Below are 18,781 nucleotides of genomic sequence, written 5' to 3' on the forward strand. Positions count from 1 at the left end.
GCCGGTACCGGACGGCGGGCCGTCCCGCCACCCGCGCCTCGCCGCACCCCCGCCCCCGACCGACATCCGTCCGTGCCGAGCCGGTTGCTTCGCTTCGTCTGCGAAGTCGGCTACACTTAATCTCAATGTCGATCACCATCGTCTTTGCGATGCATAGTGCCAGCACGATTTCGGTACGTCAATGGTGATCGCCATTGTGATTTTCAATCGCGGCAATTGCTGGAATGGGGGAAGGATCGATGGGTGTCTCGAGACAACAGGCTGCCGACAACCGCAACGCGATCGTCGCGGCCGCCGAGCGGCTGTTCCGGGTGCGCGGCGTCGACGCGGTCGGGTTGACGGAATTGATGAAGGAAGCCGGCTTCACGCAGGGCGGCTTCTACAACCATTTCAAGTCGAAGGACGCGCTGGTCGCCGCCGTGATGGACAAGGCGATGCAGGATCGCGCCGATTCGCCGAACGCCGGCAGCGTCGCGAAACAGGCGGCGGCGTACCTGTCGGGCGCGCATCGGGACAACGTCGAAGCCGGCTGCCCGCTGTCGGGCTTCGCGGGCGATGCGCCGCGGCTGACCGACGCGGCGCGCGCTTGCTACACGCGCGGCGTCGCCGCGTATCTCGACCGGCTGGAACGCATGGTAGCCACGGAAGGCTCGGCCACGGCCGACGCGCGCGGCGACGCGATCGCCGTCTTCAGCCAGATGGTCGGTGCGCTGGTGCTGTCACGGGCGGTTGCCGGCACCGATCCCGCCTTGGCCGACGAGATTCTCGATGCGGCACGCCGCGCGCTCGTCGGACAGCCCGGCGATCCGGCCGGGCCGGCATAGCGGCACGGCGCCGTTCGAGCGCTACCGCTACTTCCTGTCGCCATCGCTTATTGGATCGCCCCCGCCGCATCCCACAGCGGCTGCCGGCCGAGCGCCGCATGCCATGTTTCGAACTGCGTGCGCCATGACTCGAACGGCTCCTTCAGCGGATGACGCGGATCCTCGCTGAGCGAATACGCCATCCCTTCGATCAGCCAGCGTGGCTTGGTCGCAACTGCGAGGTTGCCGAGCACTTCGGCCTGCCGGTGATGGATCAGCTCGTGCGCGAGAAAGTAGGTCTGCCAGCCGCGCGGCGCCACGGCCACGCCGAAATCCCCGAGCGTCAATGCCGCGCGTTCGCCGAGGCCGAAAGCATCCGCACACGCGCGCGTCGAGCAGAACACGACGCGCGGTGCCTCGCGAAACGGGCCCACCGCCGCCGCCGCGCGCGCGTAGCCGTCGCGATAGAGCTGCTGCGCCTCGTCGAGCTTCGCGAGATCGTCGATGCAGATGTCCGCGCGTGGACACGACACGCCGGGCAACAGCGCCGGCACGACGACGCGCAGCGGCTTGACGAGCGCGCAAGCGGCGATCGGCAGCGCGACCAGCAGCCCCGTAAGGGCGAAAGCGACGTGGGAGCGTTTCATCGTGGCGGCCATTCCGTTGGCGTTCCGGTGGAGTGTTGCAGCACGAATATATCGGAGCCACGCTGCCGCCGGCCGGCCTTTCTTGCCGCGTGGCTTGCACATGGGCGGCGCGGCCGGTGACGCGCGACAGGAGCGGGCGTCGGAACGTCGCATCGCTGCCCGCTCGGGTTGTCGTTCCGCCCAACTATTAAGACGTTTTTCGACTTGATTTCGCCTGAATAATATATTGGACGGATTACCGGAAGCGTCGCATCCTTGCCGCACATCGACCCGCCGCACCGCAAGGACCGCACATGAAACACAACGAATGGCTCACCGGAATCGGCTACGGACTGCTCGCGGCGCTCATCTGGGGCGGCTTCCCGGTCGTCACGCGGCTGGGCGTCACGCATGCCGCGCTCGACGCGTTCGACATCGCGTTCATCCGCTTCGCCGTATCGGGCACGCTGCTGCTGCCGGTCGTGCTGCGTCGCGGCGTCCGCTCGCTGCGCCCCTCGGCGATCGTGCTGATGGTGATCGGCGCCGGCGCGCCGTACATCCTCACGGTCGCGGCGGCGCTCAGTCGTGCGCCGGTCGGCTACTTCGCGCTGACGCCCGGCAGCATGATCGCGTTCACGGCCGTGCTCAGCCGGTGGATCGCGCGCGAGACGCTGTCCGCCGCACGGATCGCCGGCATCGTCACGATCCTGGCAGGGATGGCGCTGGCCACATCCGACGCACTGAGCGGCGCGATCGGGCCGCTCGCGCTCGCGCTGTTCGTGCTCGGCGGCCTGCTGTGGGCCGTCTATAACGTCACGACGAAGCATGCGGCCGCCGGTGCGCTGCATGCGACGGCCATCGTGTCGGTCGGTTCCGCGCTACTCTACTGCCCGCTTTATCTCGTCGCGCGTGGCGACGCCGTATTGCACGCGCCCGTCGCGGCCATCGCCACGCAGGCGATCTACCAGGGCGTGCTGATGTCGGTGCTGGCGCTCTACTGCTTCAGCCGCGCCGTCGTTGCACTGGGCCCGGCGATCGGCGCAACCTTCGCCGCGCTGATGCCGCTGCTCGCCACGCTCGAAGCGGCGCTGCTGCTCGGCGAACGGCCGCACGCCGCGGCGCTCGCCGGCATCGCGGTCGTCACGGCCGGCATGATCGCGAGCCTCGTGAGCCGGAGGCAGTCGGGAGCACCGCGCGCCGTCGCGTCGCCGAAGCCGGCCGCGAACGGGTGACGCGGAAGGCGGCCCGTGCGTCGCCGATGCACTCCGGGCCGGCGCCGCGCTGTCGCAGATCGGGGCCGGCAGCGGCCGCATGCGACGACGCGCGTCATGCCACGCGCCCGCGGCCCGTCGCATCGGCCCCCGATCCTCGTCGACTCCAGCGAATGCCTGCCCACAGAATCGCGAGGCTGCAGACGAGCAGGATTGCCTCGATCAGTATCGAGTCGACATGCCAGTGCCGCGACAGCAGCACGACGACGAGATCGATCCCGAAATGGATCGCGATCGCATAGGCCAGCCATCGCTTCGTCCCGCGCACGAACGTCTGCAACACGATCAGCGACATCCCGACATGCGCCGCGAGCGCGCTAACGCGTTCGAGCAGCGCCAGGAACGGTGACGCGAGCGTCATTCCGGAGAACTGCGACGCGATCAGCGATTGCACGCCGGTGCTCGCGACACCCCCGGCGCGCTCGAGCAGGTAGCCGCCGCAGAGCGCGAGAAAGCCGACGCCGACGAGCAGCATCGCCTCGAGCCCGCCGTGTCCGAGCCCGTACATCACGGCGGTGCGCGGATCGCGTCGACCGGCCAGCAAGTAGCGGAACGCGACCCAGCGCCCGCACTCCTCGAAGAGCCCCGCCGTGAACGCCGCGAATACAAGCATCGGCAAATGCCAGGCCGGATCGGGACCGAGCCGGCGGAACAGCGGAATCTGCCACGACAGTCGCAGCACCGGCTGGAACACGAAAAAGATCAGCATCCCGCACCAGAACGCACGCATCGGCACGTGCGTGCGGCGCCGCCACGCGATCGCGAGCAGCGGCGGTCCGATCAGCGCGGCGATACCCGCGACGAACGTGGCGAACAGCAGAATCGGCGTGACAGCGTGCATGGCGGGCGCTGGATCGCGACGTGGTCAGGCATGCCGATGCGCCCCTGTGCACGGGGGCCGCATCGGCCGGTGCCTCTACACGAGCTGCTTGTGAAAATACGTGGTCGCGCACAGCGCGCCGTCGGGCATCAGCGCGTAGTTCGGCACGATGCCGACGCGCTGCCAGCCGGCCCGCTCGTACAGGCGTTCGGCATCGCCGCCCGTCACCGTGTCGAGCACGAGCACGGTCTTGCCGGCCTCGCGCGCGGCGTCGTCTGCGGCCGCCATCAGACGCGCGGCGATGCCCTGCCGGCGCGCATGACGGGACACGAGCATCTTCGCGATGTCCGCGCGATGCGGCTGGTTCTCCGGCTGCCTGGTCACGACCTGGACGGTGCCGACGATCCGGCCGGCGGCGTCCTCGGCGACGAGCAGGATGCGCTCGCCGCTCGCGACCCCGTCGGCGACGCGCGTCCAGAACGCGACGGCCGTCGCGCGTGCGATCGGCAACATGAAGCTGACGGACGCGCCGCCTTCGACGCAATCGATCAGCACGTCGGCGAGCGCGTCGATGCAGGCGTTCGCTTCGCTCGCGTCGACACGGCGAACGGTCACGGGTTCTGTCATACCCTCTCCGGTATATCAGGCGGGGCACGCGTTCGGCCGGCGTGCGCCCGGGTCGAAAGGCATGCCGCTGCGCAGTCGTGCATGCGCAACGGCGGCAGGTGTTCGGAAACACGTCGCCCGGCCTGGTCGGCGCGTGTTATCGCCCCATCATCCTACGCGACGAAAATTCTCCGTGCATTGCCCATACTTAGCCGCATGGCTAACTTGCGCCCCGGCATCGACGACGTCTTCCACGCCCTCGCCGATCCGACGCGCTGCGCGATCGTCAACGCACTCGGCGGCGGCGGGCGGACCGTGTCGGAACTGGCCGCGCCGTTCGACATGGCGCGGCCGTCGTTCATGAAGCACGTTGCGGTGCTCCAGCGCAGCGGCCTCGTCCAGGCCCGGAAAGACGGCCGCTCGCGCACCTGCAAGCTGGTCGGCAGCCGGCTGGCCGAAGCGGAGCGGTGGCTCGCCGCCCGGCGCGCGCTGTGGGAAACACGCTCCGATCATCACGAAGGCCGCCGCCGACGCCGGCTGCAGCTACGAAGCACGCGTGATGCATCCGGACGCGGCGACGCGCGAGCGCCACGAAGCGCTCGACTTTTTCGAGGGCTGGAACATCTGCATCACGCAGCTCGACGAATTCGCGACCGCCTTGCGCTGATTGCATACGCATGCGCGGCCATTGCATGCCGCCACGCACGCGCCTAGGATTCCTGAAGGAAGCACGACGACACGCCGGTATCCAGCATGCACCGTCGCGCGCGCTCCGCGGGAGGCCACATGCTGCACACGCACACGCATTCGACCCGGGTCAGCCGGCACCTGAACGCCCCGCGCGGGCGCGTCTATCGCGCACTGCTCGACCCGCACGCGGTCGAACAATGGAAAGTGCCGGACGGCATGACGTGCCGCGTGCACGCCTACGACGCACGCGAAGGCGGCGCGCTGCGCGTGTCGCTGAGCTACGACGAATCGTCGGGCGGCACCGGCAAGACCGCCGCACACACCGACACCTATCACGGCCGCTTCGTGACGCTCGTGCCCGACGAGCGGATCGTCGAAATCGACGTGTTCGAAACCGACGATCCGATGCTGCGCGGCGCCATGACGATCACGATCACGCTGTCCGACGAAGCAGGCGGCACGCGCGTCGACGCCGTACACGACGGTGTGCCGCCGGGCGTGCCGGCCGCCGACAACGAAACCGGCTGGCAGATGGCGCTAGCAAGGCTCGCGACGCTGGTCGAGAAGGGTTAGTGCGCGCTCGCGTCACGCGGTAATGCCTGCATGCTGACTGCGGCAGCAGCGGGCGCGGCGTCATCATGTGCGCCGCCGGTCCCGTACCGGACCTTGCGGCAGCGCAAAACGCCGCCACGTGCGACACTGGCCCGCATTCACGTGCGCCGCCCCGCCCGCGCACACCCCATCCGAACACGCATGAGGAGACCGACGCGATGAACGCCGCGCGCACCGCCACCTGGTATTTCGATTTCGTTTCCCCGTTCGCCTATCTGCAGCAGGAACGGTTCGACTCGTTGCCGTCCACCGTGGCGTTCGAGCCGAAGCCGATCGTGCTCGGCGCGTTGCTCGCGCACTGGGGCCAGAAAGCGCCGGCCGAGATCGCGGCGAAGCGCACCTTCACTTATCGGCATGCGCAATACCGCGCGGACAAGCTCGGCGTCGCGTTCCGGATGCCGCCCGCGCATCCGTTCAACCCGATCCGGCCGCTGCGTCTCGCGATCGCGATGGGCGGCTCGCCCGACGCGATCCGGCGGATCTTCCGGCACATCTGGCGCGACGGCAACGACGTCTCGACGCCGGACGGCTTTGCCGCGCTGTGCGACGCGGTCGGCTTTCCCGAAGGCGTGACGGCCGTCGAAACCCAGGCGGTAAAGGACGAACTACGCGCGAACACCGATCAGGCGATCGCACACGGCGTGTTCGGCGTGCCGACCTTCGAACTCGACGGCGACCTGTTCTGGGGCGACGACGCGACCGACATGTTCGTCGACTGCGCGACGTCGCGCGCGTGGCTCGACTCGCCCGAAGTGCGCCGCATCAGCGCATTGCCCGAAGGGATCCGGCGCGGCTGACGGGGCGCGCGGCGGCACCTGCCGCTCACGCATCGCGTCCTTCGACGAGGGCAGGCACGGCCTCGCGCATCATCGCGACGAAGCGCACGAGCCGCGACGGATAGAACTGCGCGTGCGGGTAGGTGATGTAGACCGGCAACGGTGCGGCCTGCCACTCGGGCGCGAGATGCAAGAGTTCGCCGCGCGCGAGATGGTCGGCCAGCATCCACGACGAACCGACGCACGCGCCGACACCCAGCAGCGCAGCGCTGCGCAGCGCGTAGAGATTCGCGGTGGTGATGCGCGGACGAATCGCGATGCGCCGCGTGTCGCCCGTGACGGCTTGCGTCAGCGTCAGCTCGGTCCGGTAGTACGTGCGCAGCGCGAGCCACGGCAACGCGGCAAGCGCGTCGGGATCGGCGGGCACCTCGGCGCCGTTCAGCACGGACGGCGCGGCCACCACGAAGCGCGGCACCTTGGTCAGCCGGATCGCGACGACAGACGGGTCGGTCGGCTCGCCGACCTGGATCGCGCAGTCGATCCCGCTGCCGACGAAATCCCGCACCTCGTCCTGCAACAGCCACTCCACCGATACGCGCGGGTAGTCACGCAGAAACCGCGCGAGCGGCGCGACGAAGCGCTCCTGTCCGAACGCATGCGGCACCGCGACCCGCAGCAGGCCTTCGGGCTCCTCCTGCGCGCCGCGCAGGTCGGCCTCGAACGCCGCCCAGTTCGTCAGCAGCTCCTTCGCGCGCGTGAAACAGCGCTCGCCGTCGACCGTCAACCGCATCGTATGGGTCGTCCGCTGCAGCAGCCGGACCCCGAGCGAGCGTTCGAGCGCCTGGAGCCGCCGGCTGATGGTCGGCTGGGTCGTGTGCAGTTGCGCGGCGGCGGCCGACAGGCTGCCGGCCTCGACTATGCGTACGAAGGTTTCCATCAACTCGAAACGATAGCCCGCGCCGTCGACAGGCACCGCCTGAATGCGCACAGACCCGCCAGCAGCAGGCGAAGCAGGGATTTTCTCGGTCATGCGCCAAGCGTATAACAAATCTGCGCCGGGCGGTACTACCATGGCCGGCCGCCGGTCGGCACACTCGCGTCCATCCGTTACCCCAACAAGGATGTACGCCATGTCCACCCCGACCCGTCTCGATGCCGCGCCCCGCGCGGCCCATGCACCGGCCCATGCGGTCCATGCAGCCGCCGCATCGATGCCCGATCGCCGGCTCGTGCTGCTGTTAGCGGCGGCAGCCGGCCTCGGCGTCGCGCCGCTCTACTATGCCCAGCCGATGCTCGCCGCACTCGGCTCCGATCTCGGCGCGTCGGCGCGCGCGATCGGCTTCGTGCCGACGCTCACGCAGCTCGGCTATGCGCTCGGCATCCTGCTGCTCGCGCCGCTCGGCGACCGCTTCGACCGGCGCCGCGTGATCGTGACGAAGGCCGCCGCGCTGGTCGTCGCGCTGCTGCTCGCCGCGATCGCGCCGTCGCTCGGGCTGCTGCTGGCCGCGAGCTTCGCGATCGGCCTGACCGCGACGATGGCGCAGGACGTCGTGCCGGCCGCCGCGACGCTCGCGCACGACACGCATCGCGGCCGCATCGTCGGCACGGTGATGACGGGGCTGCTGCTCGGGATCCTGCTGTCGCGCGTCGTCGCCGGGTTCGTGGCGGAGACGGCCGGCTGGCGCGCGATGTTCGCGCTCGCGGCCGCGAGCGTCGCGGTCATCGGCGCCGTGGCCGCGCGCGGGTTGCCGCGCTTCGCGCCGACCACGCAGCTGTCGTACCGCGCGCTGATCGGGTCGCTCGCGGACCTGTGGCGCCGTCATCCGGCGCTGCGCCGCGCCGCGCTCGCGCAAGGGGTGCTCGCCATCGGGTTCAGTGCGTTCTGGTCGACGCTCGCCGTGATGCTGCACGGCGCGCCGTTCCACCTCGGCAGCGCGGCGGCCGGCACATTCGGCCTCGCAGGGGCCGCCGGCGCGCTGGCTGCGCCGATCGCCGGACGCCTCGCCGATCATCACGGCCCCGAACGTGTCACGCGCATCGGCATCGCGATCGCGACTGTGTCGTTCGCCGCGATGGGCGCCGCGCCGCTGATGACGCCGCATGCCCAACTCGCGCTGCTCGCCGCCGCGACGATCGGCTTCGATCTCGGCGTGCAGGCAACGTTGATCGCGCACCAGGCGATCGTGTACCGGATCGATCCCGCGTCGCGCAGCCGCCTCAACGCGGTGTTGTTCGTCGGCATGTTCATCGGGATGGCGGCCGGCGCCGCGCTCGGCAGTTCGTTGCTCGCGCAACTGGGCTGGAATGCGGTGATCGTGCTGGCCGTCACGACGTCGCTCGCTGCGCTGGCCGTGCGCATGTGGCGCTGGTGATTTCCGGCGTCGCGACCCAAAGGCGGGCTTGCCCGCCTTTTCTTTTCATTTTCGTTCGACGCTGCGCGGCCGGGCGCAGCGCGTCGGATCCGTGCGGCGCGCAAGCGGCATCCGATCGTTCGATGCCAGGTTTGCGATCGCCGCGCCCCCGGCCGCGCAGGTCAGTCGCGATCGGGCGCGCCGAGCGGAAAGAACGAACGATACGGCCGCGCCTCGTCGACCGCCCGCGCAAACGACGGCCGCGCAAGCAAGCGCTTGCGATACGCGATCACGTTCGCGAACGACGGATCGATCCGGTGGGTCCAGTCCGCGTAGAACAGGAACGGTGCCGCGCCGCAGTCGGCGAGGCTGAAGCGGTCGCCGGCCGCCCACTCGCGATCGGCCATCTTCCGGTCGAGCCACGCATACGACGTGTCGAGCATCGCCCGTGCATCGGCAACGCCGCGCACGTCACGCTCGTGCTCCGGCCGCAGCGCGTCGTACACCACCTTCTGCTGCGGCGTCGACACGTAGTTGTCGAAGAAGCGATCCATCGTGCGCACCTCGAGTGCCGCGCGCGGATCGTCGGGCAGCAGGCGCACGGGGCCCGGATGCGCGAGGCCGAGATACTCGATGATGATGGTGGCCTCGACCACGGTGCGCCCCGCGTCGACGAGCACCGGGAAGCGCTTCATCGGCCAGAGCGCGGTCAATTCCTGCATCGGCTTCGGATCGTCGTGCGCAAGCACGCGATATTCGAACGGCGTGCCGTTCTCGTACAGCGCGGTCAGCACCTTCTGGCAATATGACGAAAAGGGATGGGCGTAAAGCGTCGGCGTCATCGCGTGGTCTCCCGGGTTTCGGCGCCGCGTCGTGCAGCGCCACGTGATCGGATACCTTGACGACGAACGGCACCCGCCCGATTCGACAACGTTCCGATCTTTTTTCTCCGGCGCGCGACATCGCACCGCTACGACCGGCCGTCCTTCACGACGCGCCCTTCGCCGCGCCAGCGCAGCATCCCGCCGCCGAGATTCGCCACCGCATCGAAACCCGCCTTCCGCAGGATCACGGTCGCCTGCGCGGAGCGGCCGCCGGCGCGGCACACGGTCACGATCGGCCGGTCGCGTGCGAGCTCGCCGGTGCGCTCGGCCAGCTCGCCGAGCGGAATCGGCGTCGCACCGGGCAGGTGGCCGAGCGGGCCGGCGAATTCGTCCGGCTCGCGCACGTCGACGATCTGCACGGCCGGCAGATGATCCTCGAGCCACTGCGGATCGATTTCCCAGAACCCGGCGAACGTATAGACGAGCGGCGCCCAGTCGGCGGACTGCTGCGCATCGGGTGCGTTCGCGGCGACGCCGCACTGCAGGTTCGCGGGCACCGCGACGTCGATCTGGCGCGGATGCGCGAGCCCGAGGTTGTGCATGTAGCCGGCAAAATCGTCTTCGCTGAGATCGCCGCCCAGGCGCGGATTGAAGCGCCGCTCCTCGCCGACGCTCGTCACCGTCAGCCCGCGATAGTCGTGCGCCGGATACAGCAGGCAGGCCGCCGGCAACGTGAAGAGCCGGCCGTGCACCGCGCGATACAGCGCGTGCGGGTCGCCCTGCTGGAAATCGGTGCGGCCCGTGCCGCGAATCAGCAGGCAGTCGCCGGTGAACGCCATCGATTCGTCGTCGAGTACGAGGCTGATGCAGCCGCTCGTGTGGCCCGGCGTCGCGCGCACCGTCAGGTAACGCGGGCCGAACGTGCAGCGGTCCCCGTCGTTCAGGTAGCGGTCCGCGCCCTGCGCGCCGCTCGCGGCCGAGATCACGATCGCGCTGCCGGTGCGCTGCTTGAGCAGCCACGCACCCGTCACGTGATCGGCATGCACGTGCGTGTCGATGGTCGCGACGAGCCTCAGCCCGAGTTCGTCGAGCAACGCCGCATCGCGGCGCACCTGCTCGAACACCGGGTCGATGAGCAGCGCTTCGCGCGATCCGCGGTCGGCGAGCAGGTAGGTATAAGTCGACGATTGCAGGTCGAAGAGTTGCCGGAAGATCATGGCGAAGTGGCTCCGTCGGCTGGGCGTGGCGGTTGTGCGGCCGGCCCCGTGTGCGCCGCCGCCGCGCGGGGCGCGCGTTCATACAGGGTAGTTCAAAACGCGCACGCCGCCCGGGTCGTCGCGCATGCTGCCTTACACTACCGGCTGTTCTCGTCTTACGTTCACAGGAATTGCGTCGACATGTCGATGACGATCGATCCGAAGCAGGCCGCCGCACTGCTGGCCGTCGCCGACACCGGCAGCTTCGAGCAGGCCGCCGTGCGCCTGCACGTGACCGCGTCCGCCGTCACGCAGCGGGTCCGCGCGCTGGAGGCGAGCCTCGGCACGCCGCTCGTGTTGCGCACGCGGCCGTGCCGGCCGACGGTGGCCGGGCAACGCGTGCTCCAGCACCTGCGCCGCGTCGCGCTGTTGCAGGCGGACCTGCAAAGCACGCTCGCGACCGAGCGCGAATCGCCGATCTCGGTCACGATCGCACTGAACTCCGATAGCCTCGGCACCTGGTTCCTGCCCGCGCTGACGTCCGTGCTCGCGGGCGAGCGCATCCTGTTCGAGCTGATCGTCGAGGATCAGGACCATACGTTCGCGTTGCTCGAAAGCGGGATGGCCGTCGGCTGCGTGACGACCGAGCCGAAACCGATGCGCGGCTGCGTCGCGACGCCGCTCGGCACGATGCGCTACCGGCTGCTCGCGGCCGCGGCCTTCGCGGCGCGCTGGTTTCCACGCGGCCTGAATCGCACGAGCGCGCGCGCTGCGCCCGTCGTCGCGTATTCGCGGCGCGACACGCTTCAGTCTGCATTCCTGAAGGAAAAGTTCGGGTTGCCCGATGGCGCGTATCCGTGCCACTACGTGCCGGGCACGCACGCGCATTTCGCGGCGGTGCGGCACGGGCTTGGCTATGCGATGGTGCCGGAGCCGCTGATCGGCGGCACACCGCTCGACGCGCAGGGGCTCGTCGATCTCGCGCCCGCGCATCCGACCGACATCACGCTTTACTGGCATGCGTGGACCGTGCAGTCGCCGACGATGGCGTCGCTGTCCGCGCGGGTCGTCGAAGCGGCGCGCCGGCTGCTCGCGCCGCTGCCGCAGTGAAGTGAAACGAAGTGCCGGGCGTCGTGCACGGCACCATCGGGGACGTTACGCGCGCCGCTGCGCGAAATACGCGCCGACCGCGTCGACGAACGTATCGATGTCCGCGCGCGACACGTCGCAGTGCGTGACGAAGCGCGACGCGTACAGCATCTGCGTGAGGATCCCGCGCTCCTTGAGCCACGCCTCGAGCGGCGCGCAGTCGGCTTCGGGGAATTGCGCGAACACCATGTTCGTCGCGTGCGACAGCACCTTCACCTGCTCGATGCGCGCGAGGCCCTGCGCGAGATGCGCGGCGTTCGCGTGATCGTCGGCGAGCCGCTCGACGTTGTGGTCTAGCGCATACAGGCAGGCCGCCGCGAGAATGCCCGACTGCCGCATCCCGCCGCCCAGCACCTTGCGCCAGCGCTGTGCGCGCTCGACCAGCGCGCGATTGCCGACCAGCACCGAACCGACCGGCGCACCGAGACCTTTCGAGAAACAGATCGACACGGTATCGAACGGCGCGCACAGCCCGGCGATCGGACGACCCGACGCGACGGCCGCATTGCACACGCGCGCGCCGTCGAGGTGCGCGGCCAGCCCGCGGCTGCGCGCGAACGCCACGGCTTCCTGCACGTAGCCTTCGGGCAACACCTGGCCGCCGATCGTGTTTTCGAGCGCGAGCAGGCGCGTGCGCGCAAAGTGATTGTCGAGCGGCTTGATCGCCGCGGCGATCTTCGCGAGCGGCAGCGTACCGTCGGGGGCATTCTCGATCGGCTGCGGCTGGATGCTGCCGAGCACCGCCGCGCCGCCGCCTTCGTACTTGTAGGTGTGTGCGAGCTGGCCGACGATGTATTCGTCGCCGCGTTCGCAATGGGCCATCAGCGCGGCCAGGTTGCTCTGCGTGCCGCTCGGGAAAAACAGGCCGGCCTCCTTGCCCGCCCGCTCGGCCGTAGCCGCCTGCAGGCGCAGCACGGTCGGGTCGTCGCCCCATACGTCGTCGCCGACTTCGGCGGCAGTCATCGCGGCCAGCATCGCCTGGCTCGGACGTGTCACGGTATCGCTGCGTAAGTCGATCATATTCGTGCCCTGAGTGAACGCGGACCGGAACCGATGCGCCCGGCCCTGCCGAAACGAGACTCAGAGTGTACGCAATTCGCGCGGCGCGTGCCGATGGGGTCGGGCCGCGCAGCGACGATGCAAGCGCGCTCCGCCGACGAACGGGACGACCACGACCACGACCGCCGCGACGCGCCCCGCGCCGGCACGGCCGGCCAGGGCGAGGCGGTGTCGTCAATAACGCGGCGGCGGCGGCTGGATGCCCGCCGGCGGCATCGGCGGCGCCGAGGGCTGCGCGCTCCCGCCGTATCCGCCGCTCATCCCGCCCGGCACCGGTACGCGGTTGCCGGATGCGTACATGCACTGCAGGTACGCGTAGTCGTAGCGGCGCTGGATGTCGTACGCTGATCCTTGCGCGGCGCCCGCGCCCACGACGCTGCCCGCGAGCAGCCCGGCACCCGCGCCGACCGCGGCGCCGGTGCCGCCGTTGAACGCCGCACCGGCCGCCGCGCCGAGCGCGCTCGGCAGCGCGGCCGGCACACGCAGGGATCGAATTGCCTGGTTCATCGTCGGGCCTCCATCATTGCGGCCGCGCCGGCACCGATCGCCAGCCCGACTTGCAGGTCTTCACATACGGGTAGTAATGCCGCGACGCGTCGCAGTAGTACCAGAGGTTCGCGTCGCCGCCCACCTGCGGCTGATCCTTCTCGACGTACTCGGGCGGCGGGCCGGGATCGACGGGCACCGCGACGACGGGCGGCGGGTAGTAATACGGCGCCGGAACGACGGGGTAGTAATACGGGTAACCGGGGCCGACATAGACCCCGACCCGGGCGGCATGCGCCACGCCGCCCGTCGCGACGGCCACCGCGGCGGCCGCGCCCAGCGCGAGCTTCAATCCATTCACGTCACGTTCTCCGGCAGGACGGTTCGTCGATACGAACCCGATACTTCGAACGCTACGCCGAGCGCGATCCGGCATCCATTACCGGCGCGCACGCGATTGTTGCGCGACGTTACCCGTGTGACAGACGCGGGCGCGAAGGCCCGCCGGCACGCCGTCGTACGTTACACGCTAATGCGTGGAAACGGATCCGCGCGGATCTGAACAGACCGAAGGCCCGCACCGGCCGCGTGCGGCCCGTTGCGCGCAGCGTGGCGGACACGTCGCATCGTTCCGATGATGCGACGCGCCATATTGACGCACGTGCGGCAGACCGCCACGCCGCGGCGGCGCACGCCGCGCACCGCGTTCTTGATACGAATCAACGATTTATCCCGAAATCGCCCGCAGCCGGCTGGACATCTGCGACGAGTTGGCACATTTCGCGACGCAACATCGCGATCCATACTCCAGCCAACCCCGATGCCCCGTCGGCCGGGGTCCGACGGCACCCGCCGTCGGGTATCGTCAGCCTCGGTCAACTGGTATGGACACCGCATTTTCGGCCCTCGATCTGGCCCGCCTGCAATTCGCGTTCACCGTCTCCTTTCACATCGTCTTCCCGGCGCTGAGCATCGGTCTCGCCAGCTTCATCGCCGTGCTCGAATATCGCTGGCTGAAGACCGGCAAGCAGTACTACAAGACGCTATGCCTGTTCTGGTCGAAGATCTTCGCGGTCGCGTTCGGGATGGGCGTCGTCTCCGGCGTCGTGATGAGCTATCAGTTCGGCACCAACTGGTCGGGCTTCTCGAGCTTCGCCGGCTCCGTCACCGGCCCGCTGCTGATGTACGAGGTGATGACCGCGTTCTTCCTCGAAGCCGGCTTCCTCGGCATCATGCTGTTCGGCTGGAATCGCGTGAGCCCGCGCGCGCACTTCGGCGCGACGCTGATGGTCGCGATCGGCACGCTGATCTCGACGTTCTGGATCCTCGCGTCGAACAGCTGGATGCAGACGCCGCAGGGCTTCGAGATCGTCGACGGCCGCGTCGTGCCGACCGACTGGTTCGCGATCATCTTCAACCCGTCGTTCCCGTACCGCCTGTTCCACATGGCGATCGCCGCGTTCATCGTCGCCGCGCTGGTGGTGGCAGCGACCGGCGCATGGCACCTGCTGAAGGGCCGCCGCGACAAGGGCGTGAAGAAGATGTTCTCGATGGCGCTGTGGCTGCTGCTCGTGCTCGCGCCGCTGCAGGCCGTGGTCGGCGACCAGCACGGCATCAACACGCTGAAGCACCAGCCCGCGAAGATCGCCGCTATCGAGGGGCTGTGGGACACCGAGAAGGGCGGCACCGCGCTCAACCTGTTCGGCATTCCGGACATGAAGGCGGAAACCACGCGCTACGCGGTGAAGGTGCCGCACCTCGGCAGCCTGATCCTCACGCACAGCTGGGACGGCGAGATCCGCGGGCTGAAGGATTTCCCGCCGCAGGACCGCCCGAACTCGACGATCGTGTTCTGGAGCTTCCGGATCATGGTCGGCCTCGGCTTCGCGATGATCGGCCTGGCCGCGCTCGCGTGGCTGCTGCGCCGCCGCGGCCGCCTGTATGAATCGAAGGGATTCCAGCGCTTCGCGCTCGGGATGGGCCCGACCGGTTTCGTGTCGCTGCTCGCGGGCTGGGTCACGACCGAAGCAGGCCGCCAGCCGTGGGTCGTGTATGGCGTGATGCGCACCGCGCAGGCCGCGTCGCCGCTGTCGGTGCAGCAGGTCAGCCTGTCGATGATGACGTTCGTGATCGTGTACTTCCTCGTGTTCGGCACCGGCGTGTACTACATGCTGAAGCTGATGAAGGCCGGCCCCGCGCTGCCCGATGCGCCGCACGACGATACGCCCGACACGCGCCCCGATCACACCGCGCGCCGCCCGATGTCGGCCGTCGACGAGCTGATCGAGACCGTCTGAGCCCACCCATTCCGCATACGAGAAAACCTATGGACGTCACCGTAATCTGGGCCGCGATCATCGCACTGGGGCTCTTCATGTACGTCGTGCTCGACGGCTTCGACCTCGGCATCGGCATCGTCTTCCCGTTCTTCCCGGACGAGAAGGAACGCGACCTGATGATGAACACCGTCGCGCCGGTGTGGGACGGCAACGAAACGTGGCTCGTGCTGGGCGGCGCCGGACTGTACGCCGTGTTCCCGATCGTCTATTCGACGGTGCTGTCGGCGCTGTACCTGCCGCTGATCTTCATGCTCGTGTGCCTGATCTTCCGCGGCGTGTCGTTCGAGATCCGCGCGAAGGCGCGCCGAACGAAACAGCTGTGGGATCTCGCGTTCATCGGCGGCTCGGCCGGTGCGACGCTGTTCCAGGGAATCGCGCTCGGCGCGTTCCTGCAGGGCATCGACGTGAAGAACGGCGTGTACGCCGGCGGCGCGTTCGACTGGCTCACGCCGTTCAGCCTGCTGACGGGCCTCGGCCTGATCGTCACGTATGCGCTGCTCGGCTGCTGCTGGCTCGTCGCGAAGACCGAAGGCGACGTGCAGCGCCGCCTGCATCGCGTGGTGTGGCCGCTGACGGTCGTGCTGCTCGGCTTCATCGCGGTGATCAGCCTGTGGACGCCGCTGCAGGATCCGGCCATCGCGCAGCGCTGGTTCGATTCAGGGCTGTTCTGGCGCCTGCTGCCGGTGCCGTTCCTGGTCGCCGGGTGCGCGGTGTGGATGCGCCGGGCGGTGCGCGACCGGCACGACATGACGCCGTTCGTGCTCGCGCTGGCGCTCGTGCTGCTCGGTTACGTCGGCCTGCTCGTCACGCTGTTCCCGTATGCGATTCCGCAGACGATGACGATCTGGGAAGCGGCCGCGCCGCGTTCGAGCCAGACCTTCACGCTGGTCGGCGCAGCGGTTATCCTCCCGATCATCATCGCCTACACGACGATGGGTTACTGGGTATTCCGAGGCAAGGTGCGCCATGAAGACCAGCATTACTACCACCACTGATTCCACCGCCGGCCAGCCCGGCGCCCCGCGCCCGAAAATGCGCGGCTGGATGTGGTTCATCGTCCTGTGGGCGGGCGGCGTGCTCGGCGCCGTCACGCTCGGCTATGCGTTCAAGATCTTCATGAACCTGACGCTGTTTGCGGTGAAGTAGGCCGCGCGCCACGCCCGACGGCAATCGTTCGCCGCCGGGTGGCCGCCCCGGCCCTCCCTCCACGCTCCCCGCCACGGCGCATGCGCGCCTGTCATTGCGTGCACGACGTCGTGCACAGCACCTTGTCCAGTTCGCCGAAGTAGGTCCGGTAGTAGTCGGGCTCGACGACGGTCTTCGTGCGCGAATCGCCTGCGCTGTCCCACACCGTGCGATCGAACCGCGCCCGAACGATCGCGCCGCGCGCATCGCGCGCCGGGCGGACCGTCACGACCGCCGCCACGCGCTCGTGATCGGGCTTCGCCGGCAGCCATCCGGCACGCGTCTTCAGCGCGCCGCGCAGCAGTTGCCGCCACTTCGGAATCAGCGTGTCGCTGCGTCCGCCTTCGATCAGCCCCGCATCGCGATCGACCGTCACCGGCGCATAGCCCTGCGCGCGCAGCACGCCCGCTGCCGCGTCGAGCGCGCGCGCCTGCGTCGCACCCGCATAGCGGCGATCCGTCATCATGCGCAGCGTCTGCTGTTCGCTGTCCGTCAGGTCGATTTCGGTCTGGCTGGAACTGTAGCGCACCAGCGATCCGCCGCTGCCGGTCTGGCGCTCTTCGGGCGGCTGCTGCGCGCAGCCGGCCAGCATCGCGACCAGGCTCGCGGCAGCGAGCGCCCGCGTGCCGCGTCGGCACGCGAATGCACACTGCATGCGATACGGCGTCGCGCCGCACAAGTCGTCACGTCCGGGTTCCAGCACATCGCGCGGCGCTATGATCGTCATCGGGTCATTCTCCTGTCGGCGCCATGATAGGGATGCGCCCCGAACGAGACAAACGACATTTTTTGACCCACTGTGTAGCTTTTCTTCGCGATCATCCGATGCGCCGCTTGCCGCCCCTGAACGCGCTGCGCAGCTTCGAAGCTGCCGGCCGCCTGCAAAGCCTCACCCTCGCCGCCGAGGAACTGAACGTGACCCAGAGCGCGATCGCGCAGCAGATCCGCGTGCTCGAATCGTTCTTCGGGCAGAAGCTGTTCGAACGCGACGGGCGTTCGCTGCGGCTCACGCCGCGCGCACGGCATTACCTCGTCGACGTCGCGGGGTGCCTCGCGCGGCTCGCGCAGGCGACCGGGCAAATGTTCGAACCGATGGACGGCCGGCCGGTCCGGATCAATGCATCCGTGTCGTTCTCGCATGGATGGTTGCTGCCGCAACTGGCGTTGTTCCATGCCGCGCATCCGGACATCGACGTGCAACTCGTCACGAGCGCCGACGCCGAGCACGATCGCATCGACGAAACGTGCGACGTCGTGATCCGCCGCTACACACCGGAGCTGCGCCGCAAGGGCTTCGTGTCGCGCCCGCTGCTCTCGACCGTCGCGGTGCCCGTGTGCGCGCCCGGCCACCCGGTGCTCGAACAGGCGCGCGCGCCGGCAGACCTGCGCAGCGCCCCGCTGCTCCATTACGCGGGGCTGCCGCAGGCGTGGCAGTACTGGTTCCACCGGGCCGGCAGCGACGTCACCGAAACGCTGCGCGGGCCGTTCTATCGCGAGTTCTTTCTGATGGTCAAGGCAGCCGCGAGCGGGCTCGGCGTATGCCTCGCGCCGCGGGCGGTCATTCGCGACGATCTCGCGAACGGCCGGCTCGTCGCGCTGTTTCCGGAAGTGCACCTCGAAGGGCCGCCGTTTCATTGCCTGTCGCGCGACGACGGCCATCCCGCGCTGCGCACGTTCGTCGACTGGCTGTTCGCGCGGGCCGAGGCGCTCGAAGGGCCGCCGCCGCAGTAGCCGGCGGCAGGAGGTGTCGCCTGCCGCCGCCGGTGTCAGCGCCGCTCGCGCAGCGCCGCTTCGATCTTGCGATCGGTCTTGTACTGGCTCAGCGCATACACCGACCAGATCGCGGCCGGCAGCCAGCCGATGATCGTGAGTTGCAGGATCAGGCAGATGATCCCGGCGATCGGCCGGCCGATCGTGAAGAACTGGAACCACGGCAACAGCAAGGCGAGCAGCAGGCGCATGAACGATCCTCTCGGTGCGTCGTTGAA

At 69.1% G+C, this 18,781-nt stretch carries 20 protein-coding genes and 3 pseudogenes; 12 read left to right on the plus strand and 11 right to left on the minus strand.

The window, feature by feature from the left end:
* The first annotated feature begins 239 nt into the window (after positions 1-239).
* On the plus strand, positions 240-824 hold the full coding sequence (locus J7024_RS31925; protein WP_124826656.1) for a TetR/AcrR family transcriptional regulator: 585 nt from the start codon (positions 240-242) through the stop codon (positions 822-824).
* A 47-nt stretch (positions 825-871) separates the two neighbouring features.
* On the opposite strand, the gene J7024_RS31930 is transcribed toward J7024_RS31925, so the two are convergent.
* Positions 872-1,450, minus strand: coding sequence for a hypothetical protein (locus J7024_RS31930; RefSeq protein ID WP_124826657.1), 579 nt, complete (start codon positions 1,448-1,450; stop codon positions 872-874).
* 293 nt (positions 1,451-1,743) lie between these two features.
* Between J7024_RS31930 and J7024_RS31935 the strand changes: the two genes are divergently transcribed.
* The gene (locus J7024_RS31935) at positions 1,744-2,661 is read left to right on the plus strand and encodes a DMT family transporter (protein ID WP_175750622.1); all 918 of its coding nucleotides are present in this window, start codon (positions 1,744-1,746) and stop codon (positions 2,659-2,661) included.
* A 94-nt stretch (positions 2,662-2,755) separates the two neighbouring features.
* Here J7024_RS31935 and J7024_RS31940 read toward each other — a convergent pair whose 3' ends face one another.
* Positions 2,756-3,541, minus strand: coding sequence for a YhfC family intramembrane metalloprotease (locus tag J7024_RS31940; protein ID WP_175750621.1), 786 nt, complete (start codon positions 3,539-3,541; stop codon positions 2,756-2,758).
* A 75-nt stretch (positions 3,542-3,616) separates the two neighbouring features.
* Positions 3,617-4,147, minus strand: a complete 531-nt coding sequence (locus tag J7024_RS31945) for a GNAT family N-acetyltransferase (protein ID WP_234745800.1) — start codon at positions 4,145-4,147, stop codon at positions 3,617-3,619.
* A gap of 195 nt (positions 4,148-4,342) precedes the next feature.
* Between J7024_RS31945 and J7024_RS31950 the strand changes: the two are divergent.
* The 4 genes and pseudogenes from J7024_RS31950 to J7024_RS31965 form a co-directional block, all read left to right on the plus strand.
* A pseudogene (locus J7024_RS31950) lies at positions 4,343-4,636 on the plus strand (ArsR/SmtB family transcription factor); the annotation flags it as partial.
* A pseudogene (locus J7024_RS31955) lies at positions 4,632-4,793 on the plus strand (polyketide cyclase); the annotation flags it as partial. The pseudogenes J7024_RS31950 and J7024_RS31955, both read left to right, overlap by 5 nt.
* A 119-nt stretch (positions 4,794-4,912) precedes the next feature.
* Positions 4,913-5,389, plus strand: a complete 477-nt coding sequence (locus J7024_RS31960) for an SRPBCC family protein (protein ID WP_124826660.1) — start codon at positions 4,913-4,915, stop codon at positions 5,387-5,389.
* A gap of 197 nt (positions 5,390-5,586) precedes the next feature.
* Entirely contained in the window at positions 5,587-6,225 is a 639-nt protein-coding gene (locus tag J7024_RS31965; RefSeq protein WP_124826661.1) for a 2-hydroxychromene-2-carboxylate isomerase, read from the plus strand.
* A 25-nt stretch (positions 6,226-6,250) separates the two neighbouring features.
* On the opposite strand, the gene J7024_RS31970 is transcribed toward J7024_RS31965, so the two are convergent.
* Positions 6,251-7,234 carry a LysR family transcriptional regulator gene (locus J7024_RS31970; RefSeq protein ID WP_124826662.1) on the minus strand — a complete coding sequence of 328 codons (984 nt, stop codon included), beginning with the start codon at positions 7,232-7,234 and terminating at the stop codon, positions 6,251-6,253.
* 100 nt (positions 7,235-7,334) lie between these two features.
* Between J7024_RS31970 and J7024_RS31975 the strand changes: the two genes are divergently transcribed.
* Positions 7,335-8,576: an MFS transporter gene (locus J7024_RS31975; protein ID WP_175750620.1), complete on the plus strand. Its 1,242-nt coding sequence runs from the start codon at positions 7,335-7,337 to the stop codon at positions 8,574-8,576.
* A 161-nt stretch (positions 8,577-8,737) separates the two neighbouring features.
* On the opposite strand, the gene J7024_RS31980 is transcribed toward J7024_RS31975, so the two are convergent.
* Both J7024_RS31980 and J7024_RS31985 read right to left on the minus strand, forming a co-directional pair.
* Positions 8,738-9,397, minus strand: coding sequence for a glutathione S-transferase family protein (locus J7024_RS31980; protein WP_124826664.1), 660 nt, complete (start codon positions 9,395-9,397; stop codon positions 8,738-8,740).
* Between the two features lie 128 nt (positions 9,398-9,525).
* On the minus strand, positions 9,526-10,596 hold the full coding sequence (locus J7024_RS31985; RefSeq protein ID WP_124826665.1) for a rhodanese-like domain-containing protein: 1,071 nt from the start codon (positions 10,594-10,596) through the stop codon (positions 9,526-9,528).
* A 180-nt stretch (positions 10,597-10,776) separates the two neighbouring features.
* Between J7024_RS31985 and J7024_RS31990 the strand changes: the two genes are divergently transcribed.
* A complete protein-coding gene (locus J7024_RS31990; protein ID WP_175760779.1) occupies positions 10,777-11,685 on the plus strand; it encodes an HTH-type transcriptional regulator ArgP in 909 nt (302 codons plus the stop codon).
* 45 nt (positions 11,686-11,730) lie between these two features.
* Here the strand turns inward: J7024_RS31990 and ltaE are convergent, their stop codons facing one another.
* From ltaE to J7024_RS32005, 3 genes and pseudogenes are all read right to left on the minus strand, one after another.
* Positions 11,731-12,744 carry a low-specificity L-threonine aldolase gene (gene ltaE / locus J7024_RS31995; protein WP_124826667.1) on the minus strand — a complete coding sequence of 338 codons (1,014 nt, stop codon included), beginning with the start codon at positions 12,742-12,744 and terminating at the stop codon, positions 11,731-11,733.
* A 213-nt stretch (positions 12,745-12,957) separates the two neighbouring features.
* Positions 12,958-13,257 (minus strand): annotated as a pseudogene (locus J7024_RS32000) (hypothetical protein); the annotation flags it as partial.
* A 46-nt stretch (positions 13,258-13,303) separates the two neighbouring features.
* Entirely contained in the window at positions 13,304-13,630 is a 327-nt protein-coding gene (locus J7024_RS32005) for a hypothetical protein (protein ID WP_124826668.1), read from the minus strand.
* 523 nt (positions 13,631-14,153) lie between these two features.
* Between J7024_RS32005 and J7024_RS32010 the strand changes: the two genes are divergently transcribed.
* The 3 genes from J7024_RS32010 to J7024_RS32020 are packed head-to-tail and all read left to right on the plus strand — an operon-like array spanning position 14,154 to position 16,754.
* Positions 14,154-15,566: a cytochrome ubiquinol oxidase subunit I gene (locus tag J7024_RS32010; protein ID WP_234745801.1), complete on the plus strand. Its 1,413-nt coding sequence runs from the start codon at positions 14,154-14,156 to the stop codon at positions 15,564-15,566.
* A gap of 29 nt (positions 15,567-15,595) precedes the next feature.
* Positions 15,596-16,603, plus strand: a complete 1,008-nt coding sequence (cydB, locus tag J7024_RS32015) for a cytochrome d ubiquinol oxidase subunit II (protein ID WP_175750619.1) — start codon at positions 15,596-15,598, stop codon at positions 16,601-16,603.
* Entirely contained in the window at positions 16,575-16,754 is a 180-nt protein-coding gene (locus J7024_RS32020) for a hypothetical protein (RefSeq protein ID WP_124826671.1), read from the plus strand. The genes cydB and J7024_RS32020 overlap by 29 nt, the downstream gene beginning before the upstream one ends.
* Before the next feature lie 91 nt (positions 16,755-16,845).
* On the opposite strand, the gene J7024_RS32025 is transcribed toward J7024_RS32020, so the two are convergent.
* Positions 16,846-17,520 (minus strand): hypothetical protein, encoded by a 675-nt coding sequence (locus J7024_RS32025; RefSeq protein WP_233410046.1) that lies wholly within the window; start codon positions 17,518-17,520, stop codon positions 16,846-16,848.
* 98 nt (positions 17,521-17,618) lie between these two features.
* Here J7024_RS32025 and J7024_RS32030 point away from each other — a divergent pair, with 98 nt between their 5' ends.
* The gene (locus tag J7024_RS32030; protein WP_233410047.1) at positions 17,619-18,524 is read left to right on the plus strand and encodes a LysR substrate-binding domain-containing protein; all 906 of its coding nucleotides are present in this window, start codon (positions 17,619-17,621) and stop codon (positions 18,522-18,524) included.
* Positions 18,525-18,559: 35 nt separating this feature from the next.
* On the opposite strand, the gene J7024_RS32035 is transcribed toward J7024_RS32030, so the two are convergent.
* The gene (locus J7024_RS32035) at positions 18,560-18,754 is read right to left on the minus strand and encodes a YqaE/Pmp3 family membrane protein (RefSeq protein ID WP_014900862.1); all 195 of its coding nucleotides are present in this window, start codon (positions 18,752-18,754) and stop codon (positions 18,560-18,562) included.
* Between the last annotated feature and the right edge of the window lie 27 nt (positions 18,755-18,781).

This window comes from Burkholderia sp. WTPI3 (assembly GCF_021483755.1).
GTDB lineage: Bacteria > Pseudomonadota > Gammaproteobacteria > Burkholderiales > Burkholderiaceae > Burkholderia.

Bases quoted from the DNA above. Each gene is read 5' to 3' on its own strand.
- J7024_RS32025 (WP_233410046.1), bottom strand. From the start codon at position 17,520: ATGACGATCATAGCGCCGCGCGATGTGCTGGAACCCGGACGTGACGAC.
- J7024_RS31945 (WP_234745800.1), bottom strand. From the start codon at position 4,147: ATGACAGAACCCGTGACCGTTCGCCGTGTCGACGCGAGCGAAGCGAAC.
- J7024_RS32030 (WP_233410047.1), top strand. From the start codon at position 17,619: ATGCGCCGCTTGCCGCCCCTGAACGCGCTGCGCAGCTTCGAAGCTGCC.
- J7024_RS31940 (WP_175750621.1), bottom strand. From the start codon at position 3,541: ATGCACGCTGTCACGCCGATTCTGCTGTTCGCCACGTTCGTCGCGGGT.
- J7024_RS31990 (WP_175760779.1), top strand. From the start codon at position 10,777: ATGTCGATGACGATCGATCCGAAGCAGGCCGCCGCACTGCTGGCCGTC.
- J7024_RS31980 (WP_124826664.1), bottom strand. From the start codon at position 9,397: ATGACGCCGACGCTTTACGCCCATCCCTTTTCGTCATATTGCCAGAAG.
- J7024_RS31960 (WP_124826660.1), top strand. From the start codon at position 4,913: ATGCTGCACACGCACACGCATTCGACCCGGGTCAGCCGGCACCTGAAC.
- J7024_RS32020 (WP_124826671.1), top strand. From the start codon at position 16,575: ATGAAGACCAGCATTACTACCACCACTGATTCCACCGCCGGCCAGCCC.
- J7024_RS31935 (WP_175750622.1), top strand. From the start codon at position 1,744: ATGAAACACAACGAATGGCTCACCGGAATCGGCTACGGACTGCTCGCG.
- J7024_RS31975 (WP_175750620.1), top strand. From the start codon at position 7,335: ATGTCCACCCCGACCCGTCTCGATGCCGCGCCCCGCGCGGCCCATGCA.
- J7024_RS32010 (WP_234745801.1), top strand. From the start codon at position 14,154: ATGGACACCGCATTTTCGGCCCTCGATCTGGCCCGCCTGCAATTCGCG.
- J7024_RS31930 (WP_124826657.1), bottom strand. From the start codon at position 1,450: ATGAAACGCTCCCACGTCGCTTTCGCCCTTACGGGGCTGCTGGTCGCG.
- J7024_RS31985 (WP_124826665.1), bottom strand. From the start codon at position 10,596: ATGATCTTCCGGCAACTCTTCGACCTGCAATCGTCGACTTATACCTAC.
- cydB (WP_175750619.1), top strand. From the start codon at position 15,596: ATGGACGTCACCGTAATCTGGGCCGCGATCATCGCACTGGGGCTCTTC.
- J7024_RS32035 (WP_014900862.1), bottom strand. From the start codon at position 18,754: ATGCGCCTGCTGCTCGCCTTGCTGTTGCCGTGGTTCCAGTTCTTCACG.
- J7024_RS31965 (WP_124826661.1), top strand. From the start codon at position 5,587: ATGAACGCCGCGCGCACCGCCACCTGGTATTTCGATTTCGTTTCCCCG.
- J7024_RS31970 (WP_124826662.1), bottom strand. From the start codon at position 7,234: ATGACCGAGAAAATCCCTGCTTCGCCTGCTGCTGGCGGGTCTGTGCGC.
- ltaE (WP_124826667.1), bottom strand. From the start codon at position 12,744: ATGATCGACTTACGCAGCGATACCGTGACACGTCCGAGCCAGGCGATG.
- J7024_RS31925 (WP_124826656.1), top strand. From the start codon at position 240: ATGGGTGTCTCGAGACAACAGGCTGCCGACAACCGCAACGCGATCGTC.